We start from the raw sequence: 18,842 nt of genomic DNA, 5'->3' as shown, positions 1-18,842 counted from the left end.
AACACACACGTATCGGCACATAGGCCGGGGTGCCCTTCAGCGCAGGTTGCGGGGTCGGTTTTATGGGATACGTGGAGGCATAACCCCAAATTTATCTGCAGAGGTTTTATCATGGCAACTGTTTCCATGCGCGATATGCTCAAGGCTGGCGTACACTTTGGTCACCAAACCCGTTACTGGAACCCGAAAATGAAGCCGTTCATCTTCGGTGCCCGTAATAAAGTTCACATCATCAACCTTGAGAAGACGGTACCGATGTTCAACGAAGCCCTGGCTGAGCTGAACAAAATTGCCTCCCGTAAAGGCAAAATCCTGTTCGTAGGTACCAAGCGCGCTGCAAGCGAAGCGGTAAAAGAAGCTGCACTGAGCTGCGATCAGTTCTACGTGAACCATCGCTGGTTGGGCGGCATGCTGACTAACTGGAAAACCGTTCGTCAGTCAATCAAGCGTCTGAAAGATCTGGAAACCCAGTCTCAGGATGGCACCTTCGACAAGCTGACCAAGAAAGAAGCGCTGATGCGCACTCGTGAGCTGGAGAAGCTGGAAAACAGCCTGGGTGGTATCAAAGACATGGGCGGCCTGCCTGATGCACTGTTCGTTATCGACGCCGATCACGAACACATCGCGATTAAAGAAGCCAACAACCTGGGTATCCCGGTATTCTCTATCGTAGATACCAACTCCGACCCGGACGGCGTTGACTTCGTTATCCCGGGTAACGACGACGCAATCCGTGCCGTAAGCCTGTACCTGAGCGCCGTTGCGGCAACCGTCCGTGAAGGCCGTTCTCAGGATCTGGTTTCTCAGGCGGAAGAAAGCTTCGTAGAAGCTGAATAATAAGGCAAGCTCAGCGATTGAGCCCTTATTAACCAGGTATTGAATATGTTGGTTAGGGGGCCTTAGGGCCCCTTTTATTTACACCAATTTCATTAGACTAGAGAACCTGTCCCGTGGCGGTGGTGCCGTGGCGGGATAACCGAGGAATAAACAATGGCTGAAATTACCGCATCCCTGGTAAAAGAGCTGCGCGAGCGTACCGGCGCAGGCATGATGGATTGCAAAAAAGCGCTGACTGAAGCTAACGGCGACATCGAGCTGGCAATCGAAAACATGCGTAAATCCGGCGCGATCAAAGCGGCGAAAAAAGCAGGCAACGTAGCGGCTGACGGCGTGATCATCACCAAGATCAACGGTTCTTACGGCATCATTCTGGAAGTTAACTGCCAGACTGACTTCGTTGCTAAAGACGGTGGTTTCCAGGCATTTGCTAACAAAGTTCTGGATGCAGCGGTTGCAGGCAAAATCACTGACGTTGAAGTTCTGAAGGCGCAGTTCGAAGAAGAGCGTGTTGCCCTGGTTGCTAAAATCGGTGAGAACATCAACATCCGTCGCGTGGCTTCCCTGGAAGGCGACGTTCTGGGCTCTTACCAGCACGGCGCGCGTATCGGCGTTCTGGTTGCCGCTAAAGGCGCTGACGAAGAGCTGCTGAAGCAACTGGCGATGCACATTGCTGCAAGCAAGCCGGAATTCGTTAAGCCGGAAGACGTGTCTGCTGAAGTGGTAGAAAAAGAGTACCAGGTACAGCTGGACATCGCCATGCAGTCTGGCAAGCCGAAAGAAATCGCAGAGAAAATGGTTGAAGGCCGCATGAAGAAATTCACCGGCGAAGTTTCTCTGACCGGTCAGCCGTTCGTTATGGACCCGAGCAAAAGCGTTGGTCAGTTGCTGAAAGAGCGCAACGCTGACGTGACTGGCTTCATCCGCTTTGAAGTGGGTGAAGGCATTGAGAAAGTCGCAACCGACTTTGCCGCAGAAGTTGCTGCAATGTCCAAAGGGGCATAATTCCCTGAGCGACAAAATGGAGCCGCCGTTTGGCGGTTCCGTTTTATCCGGCCCGAATTATTCCTGTGAGCCATGACGTATTCAGGGCTCAGAGGAAATATCTCAAGACCACTAATTGACTGCTTCTTAGGACGAACATCATGGCTACCAACGCAAAACCCGTTTATCAGCGTATCCTGCTCAAGCTTAGCGGAGAGGCCCTGCAAGGTACGGAAGGTTTTGGTATCGATCCGGCGGTGCTGGATCGTATGGCTCAGGAAATCAAGGAGTTGGTTGAGCTGGGCATCCAGGTTGGCGTGGTGATCGGCGGGGGGAACCTGTTCCGCGGCGCAGGCTTGGCGCAGGCTGGCATGAACCGCGTGGTCGGCGACCACATGGGGATGCTGGCGACGGTGATGAACGGCCTGGCGATGCGTGATGCCCTGCACCGCGCTTATGTAAATGCCCGTCTGATGTCCGCGATCCCGCTGAACGGCGTGTGCGACAACTACAGCTGGGCGGAGGCGATCAGCCTGCTGCGTAACAACCGCGTGGTTATCTTCTCCGCGGGTACCGGCAACCCGTTCTTTACGACGGATTCCGCCGCCTGTCTGCGCGGTATCGAAATCGGGGCTGATGTCGTGCTGAAGGCGACCAAGGTAGATGGCGTGTATTCCGCGGACCCGGTGAAAAACCCGGACGCCACGTTATATGAAACGCTTTCCTACCAGGACGTTCTGGAGCGCGAGCTGCGCGTGATGGATCTGGCGGCATTTACGCTGGCGCGCGATCACGATCTGCCCATCCGCGTATTCAATATGAACAAGCCGGGCGCGTTGCGCCGGGTGGTCATGGGTGAAAAAGAAGGAACGCTGATCTCCGCATCCTGATGGGGATACGGCGGAAGAGAAGCCTGATTGTTTGACCACGACGGACGCGTTTGCACTGGCGGCGCGTCAATTACATTAACTGTTTTCAAGGGTTCGCAACGTGATCAACGAAATTAAAAAAGATGCTGAAGTGCGCATGGACAAATGCGTTGACGCATTCAAAACTCATATCAGCAAAGTACGTACCGGCCGTGCGCATCCGAGCCTGCTGGACGGCATTATGGTTGAATATTACGGTTCCGCGACGCCGCTGCGTCAGTTGGCTAACGTGGTAACGGAAGATTCCCGCACGCTGGCGATCACCGTGTTCGATCGCTCTTTGGGCCCGGCGGTGGAAAAAGCCATCATGGCATCCGATTTGGGGTTAAACCCGGCATCTGCCGGCACGGTTATCCGTGTTCCGCTGCCGCCGCTGACGGAAGAACGCCGTAAAGATCTGATCAAGCTGGTGCGCGGTGAAGCGGAGCAGGGGCGTGTATCCGTACGCAACGTACGCCGCGACGCCAACGAAAAAATCAAAGCGCTGCTGAAAGACAAAGCCATCGGTGAAGATGAAGAGCGTAAAGCGCAGGATGAAATCCAGAAGCTGACCGACCTGATGATTAAAAAGATCGACACGTCGCTGAGCGAGAAAGAAGCTGAGCTGATGGAGTTTTAATTTCATCAGAAGGCATCAGGCGTCGCTTCGGCGGCGCTTTTGCTTTTTCGGGGATTATTTTTTGCGGCTCTGGAATCTTGCTCATGCATTGGCAAACAATCCATAGACAAGCCGCGCGCTAAGTTTCAGACTTACGCATCCAATCTATTCCATTCGTCACCGTTATTCAGAGCATTGTCATGAAGCAGCTCACTATTCTCGGCTCCACCGGTTCCATCGGCAACAGTACGCTGGCCGTGGTGCGCGCTAATCCGGATCGCTTTCGCATCGTTGCCCTGGTGGCCGGTAAAAACGTACAGGCTATGTTGCAGCAGTGCGTCGAATTCCATCCCCGTTATGTCGCGATGGCGGATGAGGCCGCGGCGGCGGCGCTGCGCAGCGCGCTGGCGGCGGAGGGCGCAGAAGGGATTGAGGTGCTGTCCGGCGAACGCGCCGCGTGTGAGCTGGCCGCGCTGGACGACGTAGATCAGGTCATGGCGGCCATTGTGGGCGCCGCAGGGCTGCTGCCGACGCTGGCGGCGATCCGGGCGGACAAGCAGGTGCTGCTGGCGAATAAAGAGTCGCTGGTGACCTGCGGGCGCCTGTTTATGGAGGCTCTGCGCAACAGCCGCGCTCAGTTGCTGCCGATTGACAGTGAGCATAACGCGATTTTTCAGAGCCTGCCGGAAGCGGTGCAGAAAGAGCTGGGCTTTGCTTCGCTGGCGCAGCACGGCGTCTCCCGCATCGTGCTGACCGGTTCAGGCGGGCCGTTTCGTCAGCTTCCCATGGGCGATTTCGCCGCTGTGACGCCGGAGCAGGCCTGCGCGCACCCTAACTGGTCCATGGGGCGGAAAATCTCCGTGGACTCGGCCACCATGATGAACAAAGGGCTGGAATACATTGAGGCGCGCTGGTTGTTTAACGCTTCCGCGCAGGAGATGGAGGTGATCATCCATCCTCAGTCGGTGATCCACTCCATGGTTCGTTATCATGACGGCAGCGTGCTGGCCCAACTGGGATCGCCGGATATGCGCACGCCGATCGGCCACGCGATGGCTTACCCGCAGCGTGTGGGCACCGGCGTGGAGCCGCTCGACTTTTGCCGCATTGGCGCGCTGACCTTTGAGCAACCGGATATGACGCGCTATCCTTGTTTGAAGCTGGCGATTGATGCCTGCAACGCAGGGCAGGCGGCGACAACCGCACTGAACGCGGCGAATGAAATCGCCGTGGCGGCGTTTCTGGACGGGCGCATCGGGTTTACCGATATCGCCGCTCTGAACCAACATGTTCTTTCTTTACTGAATGTTAGCGAACCTCAGAGCGTTGATGAGGTCTTAGCTATCGACCAGTCGGCACGCAGGCTGGCGGTGCAGGAGTCCGGACGCTTTGCCCGCTGAACCGCGGATTGACGAAGCAGGGCGTTTGTTACCCTACGGCTGAAGTGATATAGTCTGCGCCACTTGTTGGCAGGCTGAATAGGTAATATTCAGAGCATTCCCGGTTAGCGTTGTTAACAATGCAAAATCGAAAAACAGCGTTGGTACAGGCGTACCGCACGGGGGCAAATGCGAACAAAGGGTTAGCCGTGACTTGGACACGGCTTTTTTGCGCATGGAAAAGCTGGTTGGCGCTTCGGCGCAATTTTATCCGGCGGGGCAGGTAACGAAATCTTTCCCGCGTCGGGTATGGATTTATGAGGAATCGGGAACACCTATGACGTCCACTCATCAACCCGTGGCTGAGCCTTCTCCGGCGATACCACGGCATGTCGCTATTATCATGGACGGAAATGGCCGTTGGGCTAAACGTCAGGGGAAAATGCGCGTTTTTGGCCACCGGGCGGGCGTGAAGTCCGTGCGTCGCTCCGTGCGTTTTGCCGCCAGCCATGGCATTGAGGCACTGACGTTATATGCTTTCAGCAGCGAGAACTGGAACCGCCCCGAACAGGAGGTTTCCGCGCTGATGGAACTGTTTGTCCGGGCGCTGGACAGCGAAGTGAAAAGCCTGCATAAGCATAACGTTCGTCTGCGTATTATCGGCGACATCAGCCGTTTCAGCATGCGCTTGCAGGAACGTATCCACCGTTCCGAAAAGCTGACGGAAAACAACAGCGGCCTGACGCTGAATATCGCTGCCAACTATGGCGGGCGGTGGGATATTATTCAGGCCGTTCAGTCACTGACGGAAAAGGTGGCCGCGGGCGAACTTCAGCCCGGCGATATCACTGAGGATTTGCTGAATCAACAGGTATGCTTACACGATCTGGCGCCGGTTGATCTCGTCATCCGTACCGGCGGTGAACACCGGGTCAGCAATTTCCTGCTGTGGCAGATTGCGTACGCTGAATTCTATTTTTCAGACGTATTGTGGCCTGATTTTGATGAACTTACCTTTGAAGGCGCATTGAACGCATTCGCACACCGCGAGCGTCGATTCGGAGGAACGGATCCTATTCACGCGACTGTGGCGTCGTAGGGGGAACTTTTGCTGAAGTATCGTGTTATCACCGCCCTTATTCTGATCCCGATCGTTATCGCGGCCCTGTTCCTCTTGCCGCCGCTGGGATTCGCAATCGTTACACTGGCCGTATGTATGCTGGCCGCCTGGGAGTGGGGGCCGTTGGCCGGTTTTTCCTCCCCGTCGCAACGTATCTGGGGCGCACTGTTATGCGGCCTGGTGTTGGTGCTGATGTTATGGGCGATTCCCGCCTATAACCGCAGCATTCACCTTACCGTGATCGCCCTGCCGCTGTGGGCGGCGGTGGTCTGGTGGCTGCTGGCCCTGGTGTTGGTTCTTTTCTATCCTTCTTCCGCCGCCTGGTGGAAGCACTCCCGTTTGCTGAAGGCGCTGTTTGGCGTCGTGACCATCATTCCTTTTTTCTGGGGCATGTTCGCCCTGCGCCTGCATGGTTATGAGCAGGACCCGCATCAGGGCGCCTGGTGGCTGTTGTACGTGATGCTTTTGGTCTGGGGCGCGGATTCCGGCGCCTACGTATTCGGCAAAATGTTCGGCAAGAACAAGCTGGCGCCGAAGGTGTCGCCGGGAAAAACCTGGGAAGGCCTGATCGGGGGCCTGCTGACCGCAGCGCTGATTTCCTGGTTGTTCAGCCGTTACGCGCCGTTGACCGTGGTGCCCTCTTCGCTGCTGATTTGCACGGTGATCGCCGCGCTGGCCTCGGTGCTGGGCGATCTGACGGAGAGCATGTTCAAGCGTGAAGCCGGCATTAAAGACAGCGGCAATTTGATTCCCGGCCATGGCGGCATATTGGATCGTATCGACAGCCTCACGGCGGCAGTACCGGTATTTGCATGTCTGATGCTATTAGTGTTTTACTAGTGCGCGCCGGAGCGGGGATAAGAAAATGCTGAACATACTTTGGAGCCTTGTTGCTTTCATTATTGCGTTGGGTGTGTTGATCACCGTGCACGAATTCGGACATTTCTGGGTCGCGCGCCGCTGTGGTGTAAAAGTAGAACGATTCTCCATCGGGTTCGGCAAGGCATTGTGGCGTAAACGCGATCGGCAGGGTACAGAATACGTTATCGCGGCGATCCCTCTCGGGGGATACGTTAAAATGTTGGATGAGCGCGTCGAAAGCGTGGCGCCGGAGATGCGGCACCGGGCGTTTAATAATAAGACGGTGCTGCAGCGTGCGGCGATCGTCAGCGCCGGACCTATCGCCAACTTTTTGTTCGCGGTCTTTGCCTACTGGCTGGTGTTCATTATCGGCGTTCCCAGCGTGCGGACGGTTATTGCTGAAATCGTGCCGGATTCTATCGCCGCCCGGGCAGATATTTCGCCGGGAATGGAACTAAAGTCCGTTGACGGTATCGAAACGCCTGATTGGGATTCCGCGCGTCTGGCGTTGATCGGTAAGATCGGCGATGCGCAAACGACAGTTGTTGTCGCGCCGTTTGGCAGCAATAATACGCGCGAGAAAACATTGGACCTGACGCACTGGGCTTTTGAGCCGGATAAGCAGGACCCGGTTGTTTCGCTGGGTATTGTGCCGCGCGGGCCGCAGATTGAGCTGGTGCTGGCCGAAGTGCAGGAAGACTCCGCGGCGGCCAGGGCGGGTTTGCTGGCAGGCGACCGGATCGTTAAGGTCGATGGTCAGCCGCTGGGACGTTGGCAGACGTTCGTTAAACGGGTGCGTGATAATCCGGGGCAGGTGATTGCGCTGGATGTGGAACGCAACGGAAGTACGCTGTCTTTTCAGCTGACGCCGGATGAAAAATCCGTCGGCCGCGGAAAAACAGAAGGTTTTGCCGGCGTGGCGCCGAAGGTGACGCCGCTGCCGGAGGAGTATAAAACGATTCGTCAGTATGGACCGTTTGCAGCCATCTATCAGGGCGGGGAAAAAACCTGGCAACTGATGAAGTTAACGGTGAGCATGCTGGGAAAACTGATAACCGGTGACGTAAAGCTGAATAACCTGAGCGGGCCGATTTCGATCGCGCAAGGCGCAGGGATGTCAGCGGAATACGGAGTGGTGTATTATTTGATGTTTCTGGCGCTGATAAGCGTCAATCTGGGCATCATAAACCTGTTTCCGTTACCGGTGCTTGATGGGGGTCACTTGCTCTTCCTGGCGATAGAAAAGCTGAAGGGTGGGCCAGTTTCCGAGCGAGTTCAGGACTTTAGTTACCGCATTGGCTCGATTTTGCTGGTGTTGTTAATGGGGCTTGCACTTTTCAATGATTTCTCGCGTCTGTAACACGCGGGATTTAGTTAGGAAATACGTATAACAACGATGGCGATGAAAAAGTTGCTTATAGCGTCGCTGCTGTTTGGCAGCGCCACCGTATACGGTGCAGACGGGTTCGTAGTGAAGGACATTCATTTCGAAGGCCTGCAGCGAGTCGCCGTCGGTGCGGCATTGCTTAATATGCCGGTTCGTGTGGGTGATACCGTCAATGACGAAGATCTCAGTAATACCATTCGCGCGCTGTATGCCTCAGGGAACTTCGAGGATGTCCGCGTTCTGCGTGATGGTAATACGTTGATCGTTCAGGTCAAGGAACGTCCCACGATTGCCAGCATTACCTTCTCCGGCAACAAGTCGGTGAAAGACGATATGCTGAAGCAGAACCTTGAGGCTTCCGGCGTGCGTGTGGGCGAGGCGCTCGACCGCACCATGCTTTCCAGCATCGAAAAAGGTCTGGAAGACTTCTACTACAGCGTGGGGAAATACAGTGCGTCGGTTAAAGCCGTCGTTACCCCGCTGCCGCGTAACCGTGTTGACCTGAAGCTGGTCTTTACCGAAGGGATGTCTGCGAAAATTCAGCAGATCAACATCGTCGGTAACCATGCGTTCAGCACAGAAGAACTGGTTTCCCGTTTCCAACTGCGCGATGACGTGCCGTGGTGGAACCTGGTCGCCGACCGTAAATATCAAAAACAGAAGCTTTCCGGCGACCTCGAAACGCTGCGCAGCTTCTATCTCGATCGCGGCTATGCCCGCTTCAACATCGACTCCACCCAGGTCAGTCTGACGCCGGATAAAAAAGGCATCTACATCACCATCAACATCACCGAAGGCGATCAATACAAGCTGGCCGGCGTTGATGTGAACGGCAACCTGGCAGGTTACAGCGCGGAAATTACCAACCTCACCAAGGTTGAGCCGGGCGAGCTGTACAACGGCACGAAAGTGACCAAGATGGAAGACGGCGTTAAGAAGCTGTTGGGCCGCTATGGTTACGCTTATCCGCGTGTCATGACCCAACCTGAAATCAACGACGCGGATAAGACCGTTAAACTGCATATGAACGTAGATGCGGGCAACCGTTACTACGTGCGCCGTATCCGTTTTGAAGGCAACGACGTCAGTAAGGACTCCGTTCTGCGCCGTGAAATGCGCCAGATGGAAGGCTCCTGGCTGGGCGGCGATCTCGTCGACCAGGGTAAAGAGCGTCTGAACCGTCTGGGTTACTTTGAAACCGTTGACGTAGACACCCAGCGTGTACCGGGATCGCCGGATCAGGTTGACGTGGTCTACCGGGTGAAAGAACGTAACACCGGTACCTTCAACTTCGGGGTTGGCTACGGTACGGAAAGCGGCGTCAGCTTCCAGGTCGGCGTTCAGCAGGAAAACTGGCTGGGTACGGGGAATACCGTCGGCATCAGCGGTACCAAGAACGATTACCAGACCTACGCTGAATTCTCCATGACCAACCCGTACTTTACGGTTGACGGCGTCAGCCTGGGCGGGCGCATCTTCTATAATGACTTTAAGGCTGATGACGCCGACCTGTCTGATTATACCAACAGCAGCTATGGTGTAGACGGTACGCTGGGCTTCCCGGTTAACGAGAATAACTCGTTGCGTGTTGGTCTGGGCTACGTTCATAACAGCCTGTCCGACATGCAGCCGCAGATCGCCATGTGGCGTTATCTGGACTCCATGGGTGAAAAACCGAGCGACAGCGGCAAGTCCAGCTTTGACGCCGACGACTTCAACCTGACCGCCGGCTGGACGTATAACAACCTCGACCGCGGCTTCTTCCCGACGGCGGGCAACCGGGCTTCACTGAACGGTAAAGTCACGATCCCGGGTTCAGACAACGAATACTACAAGGTAACCTTCGACAGCCAGAGCTATCTGCCTATCGACGATGACCATAAGTGGGTGGTTCTGGGCCGTACCCGTTTGGGCTACGGCGACGGGCTGGGCGGCAAAGAAATGCCGTTCTATGAGAACTTCTACGGCGGTGGTTCAAGCACCGTGCGTGGCTTCCAGTCCAACAACATCGGTCCGAAAGCGGTTTATCTGAACGATGACGGCTCAGTGAACATGGATAAGACTGACGATAACGACGCGGTGGGCGGCAACGCGATGGCGGTCGCCAGCCTGGAGCTGATCACGCCGACGCCGTTCGTGGGTGAGAAATACGCCAACTCTTTGCGTACTTCGATCTTCTTTGACGCGGGTACGGTGTGGGATACCAACTGGGACAACAACGTGTGCGGCATGGCCAGCTGTAGTTCTCAGGGCATTCCGGATTACAGCGATCCGGGTAACATCCGTATGTCTGCCGGTCTGGCATTGCAGTGGATGTCTCCGCTCGGACCGCTGGTGTTCTCATACGCCCAGCCGGTCAAAAAGTACGACGGGGATAAATCAGAGCAATTCCAGTTCAACATCGGCAAGACTTGGTAATATCCTGATAGATAAGATTGGGGGTTGCGGCCCCCATATCAGAATGCATAAACACCGTCGGGGCCGGTCCTCGTTAAGATGTCCTGGGTGGTTCGTTTGAACGGTGTTGTGCTGATATGTGTCGATGACACGAGGTGATGGTAAGGAGTTGAAATTGAAAAAGTGGTTATATGCGGCGGGTCTGGGTTTGGCAATGGCTGTTTCCGCCGGTGTTCAGGCAGCCGAGAAAATCGCTATCGTTAACGTGACCAGCATCTTCCAGCAACTGCCACAACGCGAGGCAATCGGTAAGCAACTGGAAAATGAGTTCAAAAGCCGTGCAACCGAGTTGCAGGGTATGGAGCGTGACCTGCAGACCAAAGTTCAGAAGCTGCAGCGTGATGGCTCTACCATGAAGGCCAGCGAGCGCAGCAAGCTGGAAAAAGATATCATGGCGAAGCGTGAAACCTTTACTCAGAAGGCCCAGTCTTTTGAGCAGGACAACCGCCGTCGCCAGATGGAAGAGCGTAACAAGCTGTTGAAGCGTATTCAGGATGCCGTTAGCAGCGTTGCCAAGAGCAAAGGCTATGATCTGGTTATCGATGCCAACGCAACGGCCTACTTCAACTCTTCCGACGACATCACCGCTCTGGTGCTGAAACAGGTTAAATAAGGCATGCCTTCAATTCGACTTGCTGAGCTTGCTCAGCAGTTGAATGCAGAGCTTCACGGTGATGGCGATCTTGTCATCACCGGCGTCGCCTCAATGCATTCAGCGAAACCGCAGCACATCACTTTTCTGTCTAACAGTCGCTATCGTGAGCAACTGGCCTCCTGCGAAGCAGGCGCCGTCGTGCTGACGCAAGCGGATCTGCCCTACTGCCACACGCCCGCGCTGGTGGTGAAAAATCCCTACCTGACTTACGCCCTGATGGCGCAAATCATGGATACCACGCCGTCGCCGGCCAGTGATATCGCGCCCAGCGCCGTGATTTCTCCCGCCGCCCGTTTGGGCGCTAACGTGTCCGTTGGCGCGAATGCGGTGATCGAAGAAGGTGTTGAGTTAGGCGATGGCGTTGTCATCGGTGCCGGTTGCTTTATCGGGAAGTTTACTAAAATTGGTGCGGGTACGCGTTTGTGGGCCAACGTCAGTGTTTATCACCAGGTGGAAATCGGGGAGAAATGCCTGATTCAGTCCAATACGGTGATTGGCGCGGACGGTTTTGGCTATGCGAATGACCGCGGCAATTGGGTTAAGATCCCGCAATTGGGCAGCGTACGTATCGGCGATCGCGTCGAAATCGGCGCCTGTACCACGATCGACCGCGGCGCGCTTGACGACACGGTGATCGGCAACGGCGTGATCATCGATAATCAATGCCAGATTGCACATAACGTCACGATTGGCGACAATACGGCGGTTGCCGGTGGTGTTATCATGGCCGGCAGCCTGAAGATTGGTCGCTACTGCCAGATTGGCGGTGCCAGCGTGATCAACGGTCATATGGAGATCTGCGACCAGGCCGTCGTAACCGGTATGGGGATGGTGATGCGTCCTATTACCGAACCCGGTATCTACTCTTCAGGCATACCGCTGCAGCCGAACAAAGCGTGGCGCAAAACCGCGGCGTTGGTGATGAATATTGATGAAATCAATAAGCGTCTCAAAGCCGTAGAAAAAAAAGTCAATAACGACTGAGCGCCCTGACGGCGCTTTGACGCCGTGATTTCAATTTGATTGCGACCTGCCCCGAACCAGTGATGGACAGGGGCAGGTCGCGTTGTTAATTTTCAACCGTTTTGGACAGGAAGAGTATTTTGACAACTGACACTCATACTCTCGATATCGCTGAGATCCTTGAATTATTACCGCACCGCTATCCGTTCCTGCTGGTGGATCGCGTTCTGGACTTCGAAGAAGGCAAGTTTTTACGTGCCGTTAAAAACGTGTCTTTTAACGAACCTTTTTTCCAGGGGCATTTCCCCGGCAAGCCGATTTTCCCCGGCGTGCTGATTCTCGAAGCGATGGCGCAGGCCACAGGGATTCTGGCGTTTAAGAGTGCCGGTAAACTGGAGCCGGGTGAACTGTATTACTTTGCCGGTATTGATGACGCGCGCTTCAAGCGTCCTGTACAGCCGGGTGATCAAATGATCCTGGAAGTTGAATTCCTGAAAGAACGCCGCGGCGTCGCCCGTTTTAATGGTGTAGCGAAAGTTGACGGCAAGATCGTCTGCGAAGCTTCCATGATGTGTGCCCGCAGCCGGGAGGCTTAATACGTGATTGACAACACCGCCTTTGTCCACCCGAGTGCCATCGTTGAAGAAGGTGCCGTTATCGGCGCCGGTGCGCACATCGGTCCGTTTTGCTACGTCGGCTCCCAGGTGGAGATCGGCGAAGGGACGTTTCTGAAATCCCACGTGGTGGTAAACGGTATTACCCGCATCGGGCGTGAAAATCAGATTTTCCAGTTTGCCTCCATCGGTGAGGTTAACCAGGATCTGAAGTATGCCGGTGAGCCGACCCGCGTGGAAATCGGCGATCGCAACCGCATCCGTGAAAGCGTGACGATCCACCGCGGTACCGAGCAGGGCGGCGGGCTGACGAAGGTCGGTAACGATAACCTGTTGATGGTGAATACGCACATCGCGCATGACTGCGTGGTCGGCAACCGTTGTATTCTCGCCAACAACGCCACGCTGGGCGGGCACGTCAGCGTTGACGATTTCGCTATCATCGGCGGCATGACGGCGGTGCACCAGTTCTGCATCATCGGCGCGCACGTGATGGTCGGCGGTTGTTCCGGCGTGGCGCAGGATGTTCCTCCGTACGTGATCGCCCAGGGCAACCACGCCACGCCGTTCGGCCTGAACATTGAAGGGCTGAAGCGTCGCGGGTTCGAAAAAGATGCCCTGCACGCGATTCGCGCCGCGTATAAGACGCTGTACCGCAGCGGAAAAACGCTGGAAGAAGCGAAGCCGGAAATTGAAGCGCTGGCACAGCAGCAGCCTGCCGTTCAGCTGTTCATGGATTTCTTCGCCCGTTCTACCCGCGGTATCATCCGTTAATCCATGCCGGTACGTGAGCTGACAATCGGTATCGTCGCCGGGGAGACCTCCGGCGATATTCTCGGCGCCGGGTTAATCCGTGCGCTGAAGGCACGCCATCCCGATGCCCGTTTCGTCGGCGTGGCGGGGCCGCTGATGCAGGCTGAAGGCTGCGAAGCGTGGTTTGAGATGGAAGAGCTGGCGGTGATGGGCGTGGTGGAAGTGCTGGAACGCCTGCCGCGCCTGCTGAAGATCCGTCGTGAACTGACGCAACGCTTCAGCGAACTGCGTCCGGATGTATTTGTCGGTATCGATGCGCCGGATTTCAATATTACGCTGGAGGGGCGCCTGAAGCAGCGCGGCATCCGCACCATTCACTATGTCAGTCCTTCCGTTTGGGCCTGGCGTCAGAAGCGTGTTTTCAAAATAGGGAAGGCCACCGATCTGGTGCTGGCGTTTCTGCCTTTTGAAAAAGCGTTTTACGATCGTTTCAACGTTCCATGCCGTTTCATCGGCCACACCATGGCAGATGCCATGCCGCTCAACCCGGATAAACAGGCCGCACGCCGCGAGCTGGGAATTGCCCCGGACGCTCAGTGTCTGGCCCTGTTGCCCGGCAGCCGTCATGCGGAAGTCGAGATGCTCAGCGCTGATTTTCTGAAAACGGCGCTGTTGCTGCGTGAACGCTATCCGGCTCTGGAAGTGGTCGTGCCGCTGGTCAACGCCAAACGGCGTGAGCAGTTTGAGCGTATTAAGGCGGAGATCGCGCCCGACTTACCGGCGCATCTGCTGGACGGTCAGGCCCGCAACGCCATGTATGCCAGCGACGCCGCGTTATTGGCTTCCGGCACCGCCGCGCTGGAGTGCATGCTGGCGAAATGCCCGATGGTTGTCGGCTACCGGATGAAGCCGTTCACGTTCTGGCTGGCGGAGCGGTTGGTAAAAACCGACTACGTCTCTTTGCCGAATCTGCTGGCGGGCCGTGAGCTGGTGACTGAACTGTTGCAGCATGACTGCGTGCCGGACAAGCTGGCTGATGCGTTGATGCCGCTGTTGCAGGGCGGAGATGAAGTGGAACGGCTGAAGCAGACTTTCCTTGAGCTGCACCGGCAGATTCGTTGCGGTGCGGACGAACAGGCCGCGCAGGCCGTACTGGAGCTGGCGCAACGATGAGCGGAAACTTTGTTTATCCCCTTGCGGACCGTATTGCCGGCGTTGATGAAGTCGGCCGCGGGCCGTTGGTCGGCGCGGTGGTAACCGCGGCGGTGATTCTTGACCCGGCCCGGCCGATTGCCGGCCTGGCGGACTCCAAAAAACTCAGCGAAAAGCGCCGTGAAGCGCTGTATGGCGAAATCCTCGAAAAGGCGCTTTGCTGGAGCCTGGGTCGGGCCGAACCGCATGAGATCGACACACTGAATATTTTGCATGCCACCATGCTGGCGATGCAGCGCGCCGTGGCCGGTCTTTCCGTGACGCCGGATATGGTGCTGATTGACGGCAACCGCTGCCCCAGGCTGCCGATGCCGTCGCAGGCCGTGGTGAAGGGCGACAGCCTGGTAGCGGAGATCAGCGCCGCATCCATTGTGGCGAAGGTCACCCGCGACCGCGAAATGGCGGAGCTGGATACCCTCTATCCCGAATATGGCTTTGCCCAGCACAAAGGGTATCCGACAGCCTATCATCTGGAGCAACTGGCGCGCCTTGGCGCGACGGAACATCATCGCCGCAGTTTTGCGCCGGTTAAGAAAGCGCTCGGCCTGGCGTAACGGGTTTTCCCGCTGACAGAACGTTTATTTTCACACGGATAATTGATTTATGGCTGAACCACGTTTTATCCATCTGCGTGTTCACAGTGACTTTTCGATGATCGACGGCGTGGCGAAAACCGGCCCTCTGGTCAAGAAGGCCGCTGCGCTGGCGATGCCGGCCCTGGCGATTACCGATTTCACCAACCTGTGTGGTTTGGTCAAGTTTTACGGGAGCGCGCACAGCGCGGGCATCAAGCCGATCGTCGGGGCCGACTTTCTGGTGTGCAGCGAGATGCTGGGCGACGAACTGTCTCAACTGACGGTGCTGGCGGCCAATGATGTCGGTTATCAGCACCTGACGCTGCTGATTTCTCAGGCTTACCAGCGGGGCTACGGCGCAGCCGGGCCTTTTATCGACCGTGAATGGCTGATTGAACACAATGAGGGGCTGATCCTGCTCTCCGGCGCGCGCCACGGCGACGTCGGCAAGATGCTGCTGCGCGGTAACCAGGCGATGGTTAACGAGTGCGTCGAGTTCTATCAGCGCTACTTCCCCGATCGTTATTACCTGGAACTGATCCGCACCGGGCGCGCGGACGAAGAAAGCTATCTGCATTTTGCGGTTGAGCTGGCGCAGGCGCGTAACCTGCCGCTGGTCGCGACCAACGACGTACGCTTTATTGATGAAAGCGATTTTGACGCGCATGAAATTCGCGTCGCCATTCACGACGGTTTTACCCTCGACGACCCGAAACGGCCGAAAAACTATAGCCCGCAACAGTACATGCGCACGGAAGAGCAGATGTGCGAGCTGTTTGCCGATATTCCGGAGTCTCTGCAAAACAGCGTTGAAATCGCGAAACGCTGTAACGTAACAATCCGCCTGGGGGAATACTTCCTGCCCCAGTTCCCGACCGGCGATATGTCGACGGAAGATTACCTGGTCGTAAAATCCAAAGAAGGGCTGGAAGAGCGCCTGGAGTTTCTCTATCCCGACCCGGAGGTGCGTGCGCAGAAGCGTCCTGAGTATGATAAGCGCCTGGAGGTCGAACTTCAGGTTATCAACCAGATGGGCTTCCCCGGCTACTTCCTGATCGTAATGGAGTTTATCCAGTGGTCGAAGGATAACGGCGTGCCGGTCGGTCCCGGCAGGGGATCCGGCGCCGGTTCGCTGGTGGCCTACGCGCTGAAAATCACCGATCTCGACCCGCTGGAATTCGACCTGCTGTTCGAACGTTTCCTCAACCCGGAACGTGTCTCCATGCCCGACTTCGACGTCGATTTTTGCATGGAAAAACGCGACCAGGTGATTGAGCACGTGGCGGACATGTATGGCCGCGATGCGGTATCGCAGATCATCACGTTCGGTACTATGGCGGCGAAGGCGGTTATCCGCGACGTGGGGCGCGTGTTGGGCCACCCTTACGGCTTCGTCGATCGTATCTCCAAGCTGGTGCCGCCCGATCCGGGTATGACGCTGGCCAAGGCATTTGAAGCCGAGCCGCAATTACAGGAAATCTACGACGCCGACGAAGAGGTGAAAGCCCTCATCGATATGGCGCGCAAGCTGGAAGGCGTGACGCGCAACGCCGGTAAACATGCCGGCGGGGTAGTTATCGCCCCGACCAAAATCACCGACTTCGCGCCGCTTTATTGCGATGCCGAAGGCAATAACCCCGTTACCCAGTTTGATAAAAACGATGTTGAATATGCCGGGCTGGTGAAGTTCGACTTTCTCGGACTGCGCACCCTGACTATCATTAACTGGGCGCTGGATATGATTAACGCCCGGCGGGAGAAACAGGGGCTGGAGCCGGTGGACATCGCGGCGATCCCGCTCGATGACAAAAAGAGTTTTGACATGCTGCAACGGGCGGAAACCACGGCGGTATTCCAGCTTGAATCGCGTGGCATGAAAGATCTGATCAAACGCCTGAAGCCGGACTGCTTCGAAGATATGATCGCTCTGGTGGCTCTGTTCCGTCCGGGGCCGTTGCAGTCTGGCATGGTGGATAACTTTATCGACCGTAAGCATGGGCGTGAAGAAATCTCTTACCCGGATATTCAGTGGCAGCATGAGTCTCTGAAGCCGGTACTGGAGCCGACCTACGGCATTATCCTGTACCAGGAACAGGTGATGCAGATTGCCCAGGTGCTTTCCGGCTATACGCTGGGCGGGGCGGACATGCTGCGCCGCGCCATGGGTAAGAAAAAGCCTGAGGAGATGGCGAAGCAGCGATCCGTGTTCGAAGACGGGGCGAAGAATAATAACGTCGACGGCGAGCTGGCGATGAAAATCTTCGACCTGGTGGAGAAATTCGCGGGTTACGGCTTTAACAAATCGCACTCGGCGGCCTATGCGCTGGTGTCATACCAGACGCTGTGGCTGAAAGCGCATTATCCGGCGGAGTTTATGGCGGCGGTCATGACTGCGGATATGGACAACACCGATAAGGTGGTGGGCCTGGTGGATGAATGCCTGCGCATGGGGCTCAAGGTTCTGCCGCCGGAAATCAACAGCGGGCTGTACCAGTTCCACGTCAATGACGACAATGAGATTGTGTACGGTATCGGCGCGATTAAAGGCGTCGGGGAAGGGCCGATCGAAGCCATTATCGAGGCGCGTAATCAGGGAGGTCACTTCCGCGAGCTGTTTGACCTGTGTGCGCGAACCGACACCAAGAAGCTGAACCGGCGTGTGCTGGAGAAGCTGATTATGTCCGGTGCGTTCGATCGCCTGGGGCCGCATCGCGCGGCGTTGATGCATTCGCTCAACGATGCGCTGAAAGCGGCGGATCAGCACGCGAAAGCGGAGGCCATCGGCCAGGCGGATATGTTCGGCGTACTGGCGGAGGCGCCGGAGCAGGTAGAGAAGTCGTACAGCAGCGTGGCGCCGTGGCCGATGCAGGTGGTGCTGGACGGCGAGCGCGAAACGCTGGGGCTGTACCTGACCGGTCACCCGATTACGCAATATCTCAAAGAGATTGAGCGTTATGCCGGCGGATTGCGCCTGAAAGACATGCATCCGACGGAACGGGGTAAAATGACCACGGCGGTAGGACTGGTGGTCGCCGCGCGCGTGATGACCACCAAACGCGGGAACCGCATCGGCGTGTGCACGCTGGATGACCGTTCCGGTCGTCTGGAAGCGATGTTATTTACCGAAGCGTTAGATAAGTACCAGCATTTGCTGGAGAAAGACCGTATCCTGATTGCCAGCGGGCAGGTCAGCTTTGATGACTTTAGCGGCGGACTTAAAATGATGGTCCGTGAGTTAATGGATATTAGCGAGGCACGCGAAAAATACGCGCGCGGGCTTGCTATCTCGCTGACTGACAGGCAAATTGATGACCAGCTTTTAAACCGTCTTCGCGAATCGTTGGAACCCCATCGATCGGGGACGATTCCGGTTCATCTTTACTATCAGCGTGATGACGCGCGCGCCAGGCTCCGGTTCGGCGCGAGCTGGCGGGTAACGCCGACCGATCGCCTGTTAGTGGATCTGCGTACTCTGGTGGGTAATGAACAGGTTGAACTGGAATTTGACTAAAATAGGA

The 18,842-nt window shown here is 56.3% G+C and carries 16 protein-coding genes; all 16 read left to right on the top strand.

The features are described 5' to 3' along the window. Positions 1 to 111: 111 nt before the first annotated feature. The gene (gene rpsB, locus C8D90_RS11465) at positions 112 to 837 is read left to right on the top strand and encodes a 30S ribosomal protein S2 (RefSeq protein WP_115458594.1); all 726 of its coding nucleotides are present in this window, start codon (positions 112 to 114) and stop codon (positions 835 to 837) included. A 153-nt stretch (positions 838 to 990) separates the two neighbouring features. After that, positions 991 to 1,842 carry a translation elongation factor Ts gene (gene tsf / locus C8D90_RS11460; RefSeq protein WP_115458593.1) on the top strand — a complete coding sequence of 284 codons (852 nt, stop codon included), beginning with the start codon at positions 991 to 993 and terminating at the stop codon, positions 1,840 to 1,842. Positions 1,843 to 1,982: 140 nt separating this feature from the next. Then, positions 1,983 to 2,711, top strand: a complete 729-nt coding sequence (pyrH, locus tag C8D90_RS11455; protein WP_115458592.1) for a UMP kinase — start codon at positions 1,983 to 1,985, stop codon at positions 2,709 to 2,711. Positions 2,712 to 2,811: 100 nt separating this feature from the next. Continuing rightward, on the top strand, positions 2,812 to 3,369 hold the full coding sequence (gene frr / locus C8D90_RS11450) for a ribosome recycling factor (RefSeq protein WP_115458591.1): 558 nt from the start codon (positions 2,812 to 2,814) through the stop codon (positions 3,367 to 3,369). A 179-nt stretch (positions 3,370 to 3,548) separates the two neighbouring features. Beyond that, on the top strand, positions 3,549 to 4,748 hold the full coding sequence (ispC, locus tag C8D90_RS11445; RefSeq protein ID WP_115458590.1) for a 1-deoxy-D-xylulose-5-phosphate reductoisomerase: 1,200 nt from the start codon (positions 3,549 to 3,551) through the stop codon (positions 4,746 to 4,748). Between the two features lie 316 nt (positions 4,749 to 5,064). Beyond that, a complete protein-coding gene (gene ispU, locus C8D90_RS11440; RefSeq protein WP_115458902.1) occupies positions 5,065 to 5,826 on the top strand; it encodes a (2E,6E)-farnesyl-diphosphate-specific ditrans,polycis-undecaprenyl-diphosphate synthase in 762 nt (253 codons plus the stop codon). A 9-nt stretch (positions 5,827 to 5,835) separates the two neighbouring features. Next, positions 5,836 to 6,687 carry a phosphatidate cytidylyltransferase gene (gene cdsA / locus C8D90_RS11435; RefSeq protein ID WP_115458589.1) on the top strand — a complete coding sequence of 284 codons (852 nt, stop codon included), beginning with the start codon at positions 5,836 to 5,838 and terminating at the stop codon, positions 6,685 to 6,687. Positions 6,688 to 6,712: 25 nt separating this feature from the next. Further along, positions 6,713 to 8,068: a sigma E protease regulator RseP gene (rseP, locus tag C8D90_RS11430; RefSeq protein WP_115458588.1), complete on the top strand. Its 1,356-nt coding sequence runs from the start codon at positions 6,713 to 6,715 to the stop codon at positions 8,066 to 8,068. A gap of 36 nt (positions 8,069 to 8,104) precedes the next feature. Beyond that, the gene (bamA, locus tag C8D90_RS11425; protein WP_115458587.1) at positions 8,105 to 10,513 is read left to right on the top strand and encodes an outer membrane protein assembly factor BamA; all 2,409 of its coding nucleotides are present in this window, start codon (positions 8,105 to 8,107) and stop codon (positions 10,511 to 10,513) included. A gap of 154 nt (positions 10,514 to 10,667) precedes the next feature. Further along, positions 10,668 to 11,165, top strand: coding sequence for a molecular chaperone Skp (gene skp, locus C8D90_RS11420; protein ID WP_115458586.1), 498 nt, complete (start codon positions 10,668 to 10,670; stop codon positions 11,163 to 11,165). A 3-nt stretch (positions 11,166 to 11,168) separates the two neighbouring features. Beyond that, a complete protein-coding gene (lpxD, locus tag C8D90_RS11415) occupies positions 11,169 to 12,191 on the top strand; it encodes a UDP-3-O-(3-hydroxymyristoyl)glucosamine N-acyltransferase (protein WP_115458585.1) in 1,023 nt (340 codons plus the stop codon). Between the two features lie 119 nt (positions 12,192 to 12,310). Next, complete coding sequence (gene fabZ, locus C8D90_RS11410) at positions 12,311 to 12,766, top strand: 3-hydroxyacyl-ACP dehydratase FabZ (protein WP_147291357.1); 456 nt, start codon at positions 12,311 to 12,313, stop codon at positions 12,764 to 12,766. A gap of 3 nt (positions 12,767 to 12,769) precedes the next feature. Then, the gene (lpxA, locus tag C8D90_RS11405; RefSeq protein WP_115458583.1) at positions 12,770 to 13,558 is read left to right on the top strand and encodes an acyl-ACP--UDP-N-acetylglucosamine O-acyltransferase; all 789 of its coding nucleotides are present in this window, start codon (positions 12,770 to 12,772) and stop codon (positions 13,556 to 13,558) included. A 3-nt stretch (positions 13,559 to 13,561) separates the two neighbouring features. Beyond that, entirely contained in the window at positions 13,562 to 14,710 is a 1,149-nt protein-coding gene (lpxB, locus tag C8D90_RS11400) for a lipid-A-disaccharide synthase (protein ID WP_115458582.1), read from the top strand. Next, on the top strand, positions 14,707 to 15,303 hold the full coding sequence (gene rnhB, locus C8D90_RS11395; RefSeq protein WP_115458581.1) for a ribonuclease HII: 597 nt from the start codon (positions 14,707 to 14,709) through the stop codon (positions 15,301 to 15,303). Before lpxB ends, rnhB begins: the two co-directional genes overlap by 4 nt. Before the next feature lie 49 nt (positions 15,304 to 15,352). Further along, positions 15,353 to 18,835 (top strand): DNA polymerase III subunit alpha, encoded by a 3,483-nt coding sequence (gene dnaE / locus C8D90_RS11390; protein WP_115458580.1) that lies wholly within the window; start codon positions 15,353 to 15,355, stop codon positions 18,833 to 18,835. Positions 18,836 to 18,842: the final 7 nt, after the last annotated feature.

Source organism: Enterobacillus tribolii, from assembly GCF_003363015.1.
Taxonomy (GTDB): Bacteria; Pseudomonadota; Gammaproteobacteria; order Enterobacterales; family Enterobacteriaceae; genus Enterobacillus; species Enterobacillus tribolii.
This window is presented reverse-complemented; position numbering and strand designations above follow the sequence as displayed.

Excerpts from the sequence above, each read along its gene's own strand:
- rpsB (WP_115458594.1), top strand. The coding sequence starts at position 112 with ATGGCAACTGTTTCCATGCGCGATATGCTCAAGGCTGGCGTACACTTT.
- tsf (WP_115458593.1), top strand. The coding sequence starts at position 991 with ATGGCTGAAATTACCGCATCCCTGGTAAAAGAGCTGCGCGAGCGTACC.
- pyrH (WP_115458592.1), top strand. The coding sequence starts at position 1,983 with ATGGCTACCAACGCAAAACCCGTTTATCAGCGTATCCTGCTCAAGCTT.
- ispC (WP_115458590.1), top strand. The coding sequence starts at position 3,549 with ATGAAGCAGCTCACTATTCTCGGCTCCACCGGTTCCATCGGCAACAGT.
- ispU (WP_115458902.1), top strand. The coding sequence starts at position 5,065 with ATGACGTCCACTCATCAACCCGTGGCTGAGCCTTCTCCGGCGATACCA.
- rseP (WP_115458588.1), top strand. The coding sequence starts at position 6,713 with ATGCTGAACATACTTTGGAGCCTTGTTGCTTTCATTATTGCGTTGGGT.
- bamA (WP_115458587.1), top strand. The coding sequence starts at position 8,105 with ATGGCGATGAAAAAGTTGCTTATAGCGTCGCTGCTGTTTGGCAGCGCC.
- lpxD (WP_115458585.1), top strand. The coding sequence starts at position 11,169 with ATGCCTTCAATTCGACTTGCTGAGCTTGCTCAGCAGTTGAATGCAGAG.
- lpxB (WP_115458582.1), top strand. The coding sequence starts at position 13,562 with ATGCCGGTACGTGAGCTGACAATCGGTATCGTCGCCGGGGAGACCTCC.
- rnhB (WP_115458581.1), top strand. The coding sequence starts at position 14,707 with ATGAGCGGAAACTTTGTTTATCCCCTTGCGGACCGTATTGCCGGCGTT.
- dnaE (WP_115458580.1), top strand. The coding sequence starts at position 15,353 with ATGGCTGAACCACGTTTTATCCATCTGCGTGTTCACAGTGACTTTTCG.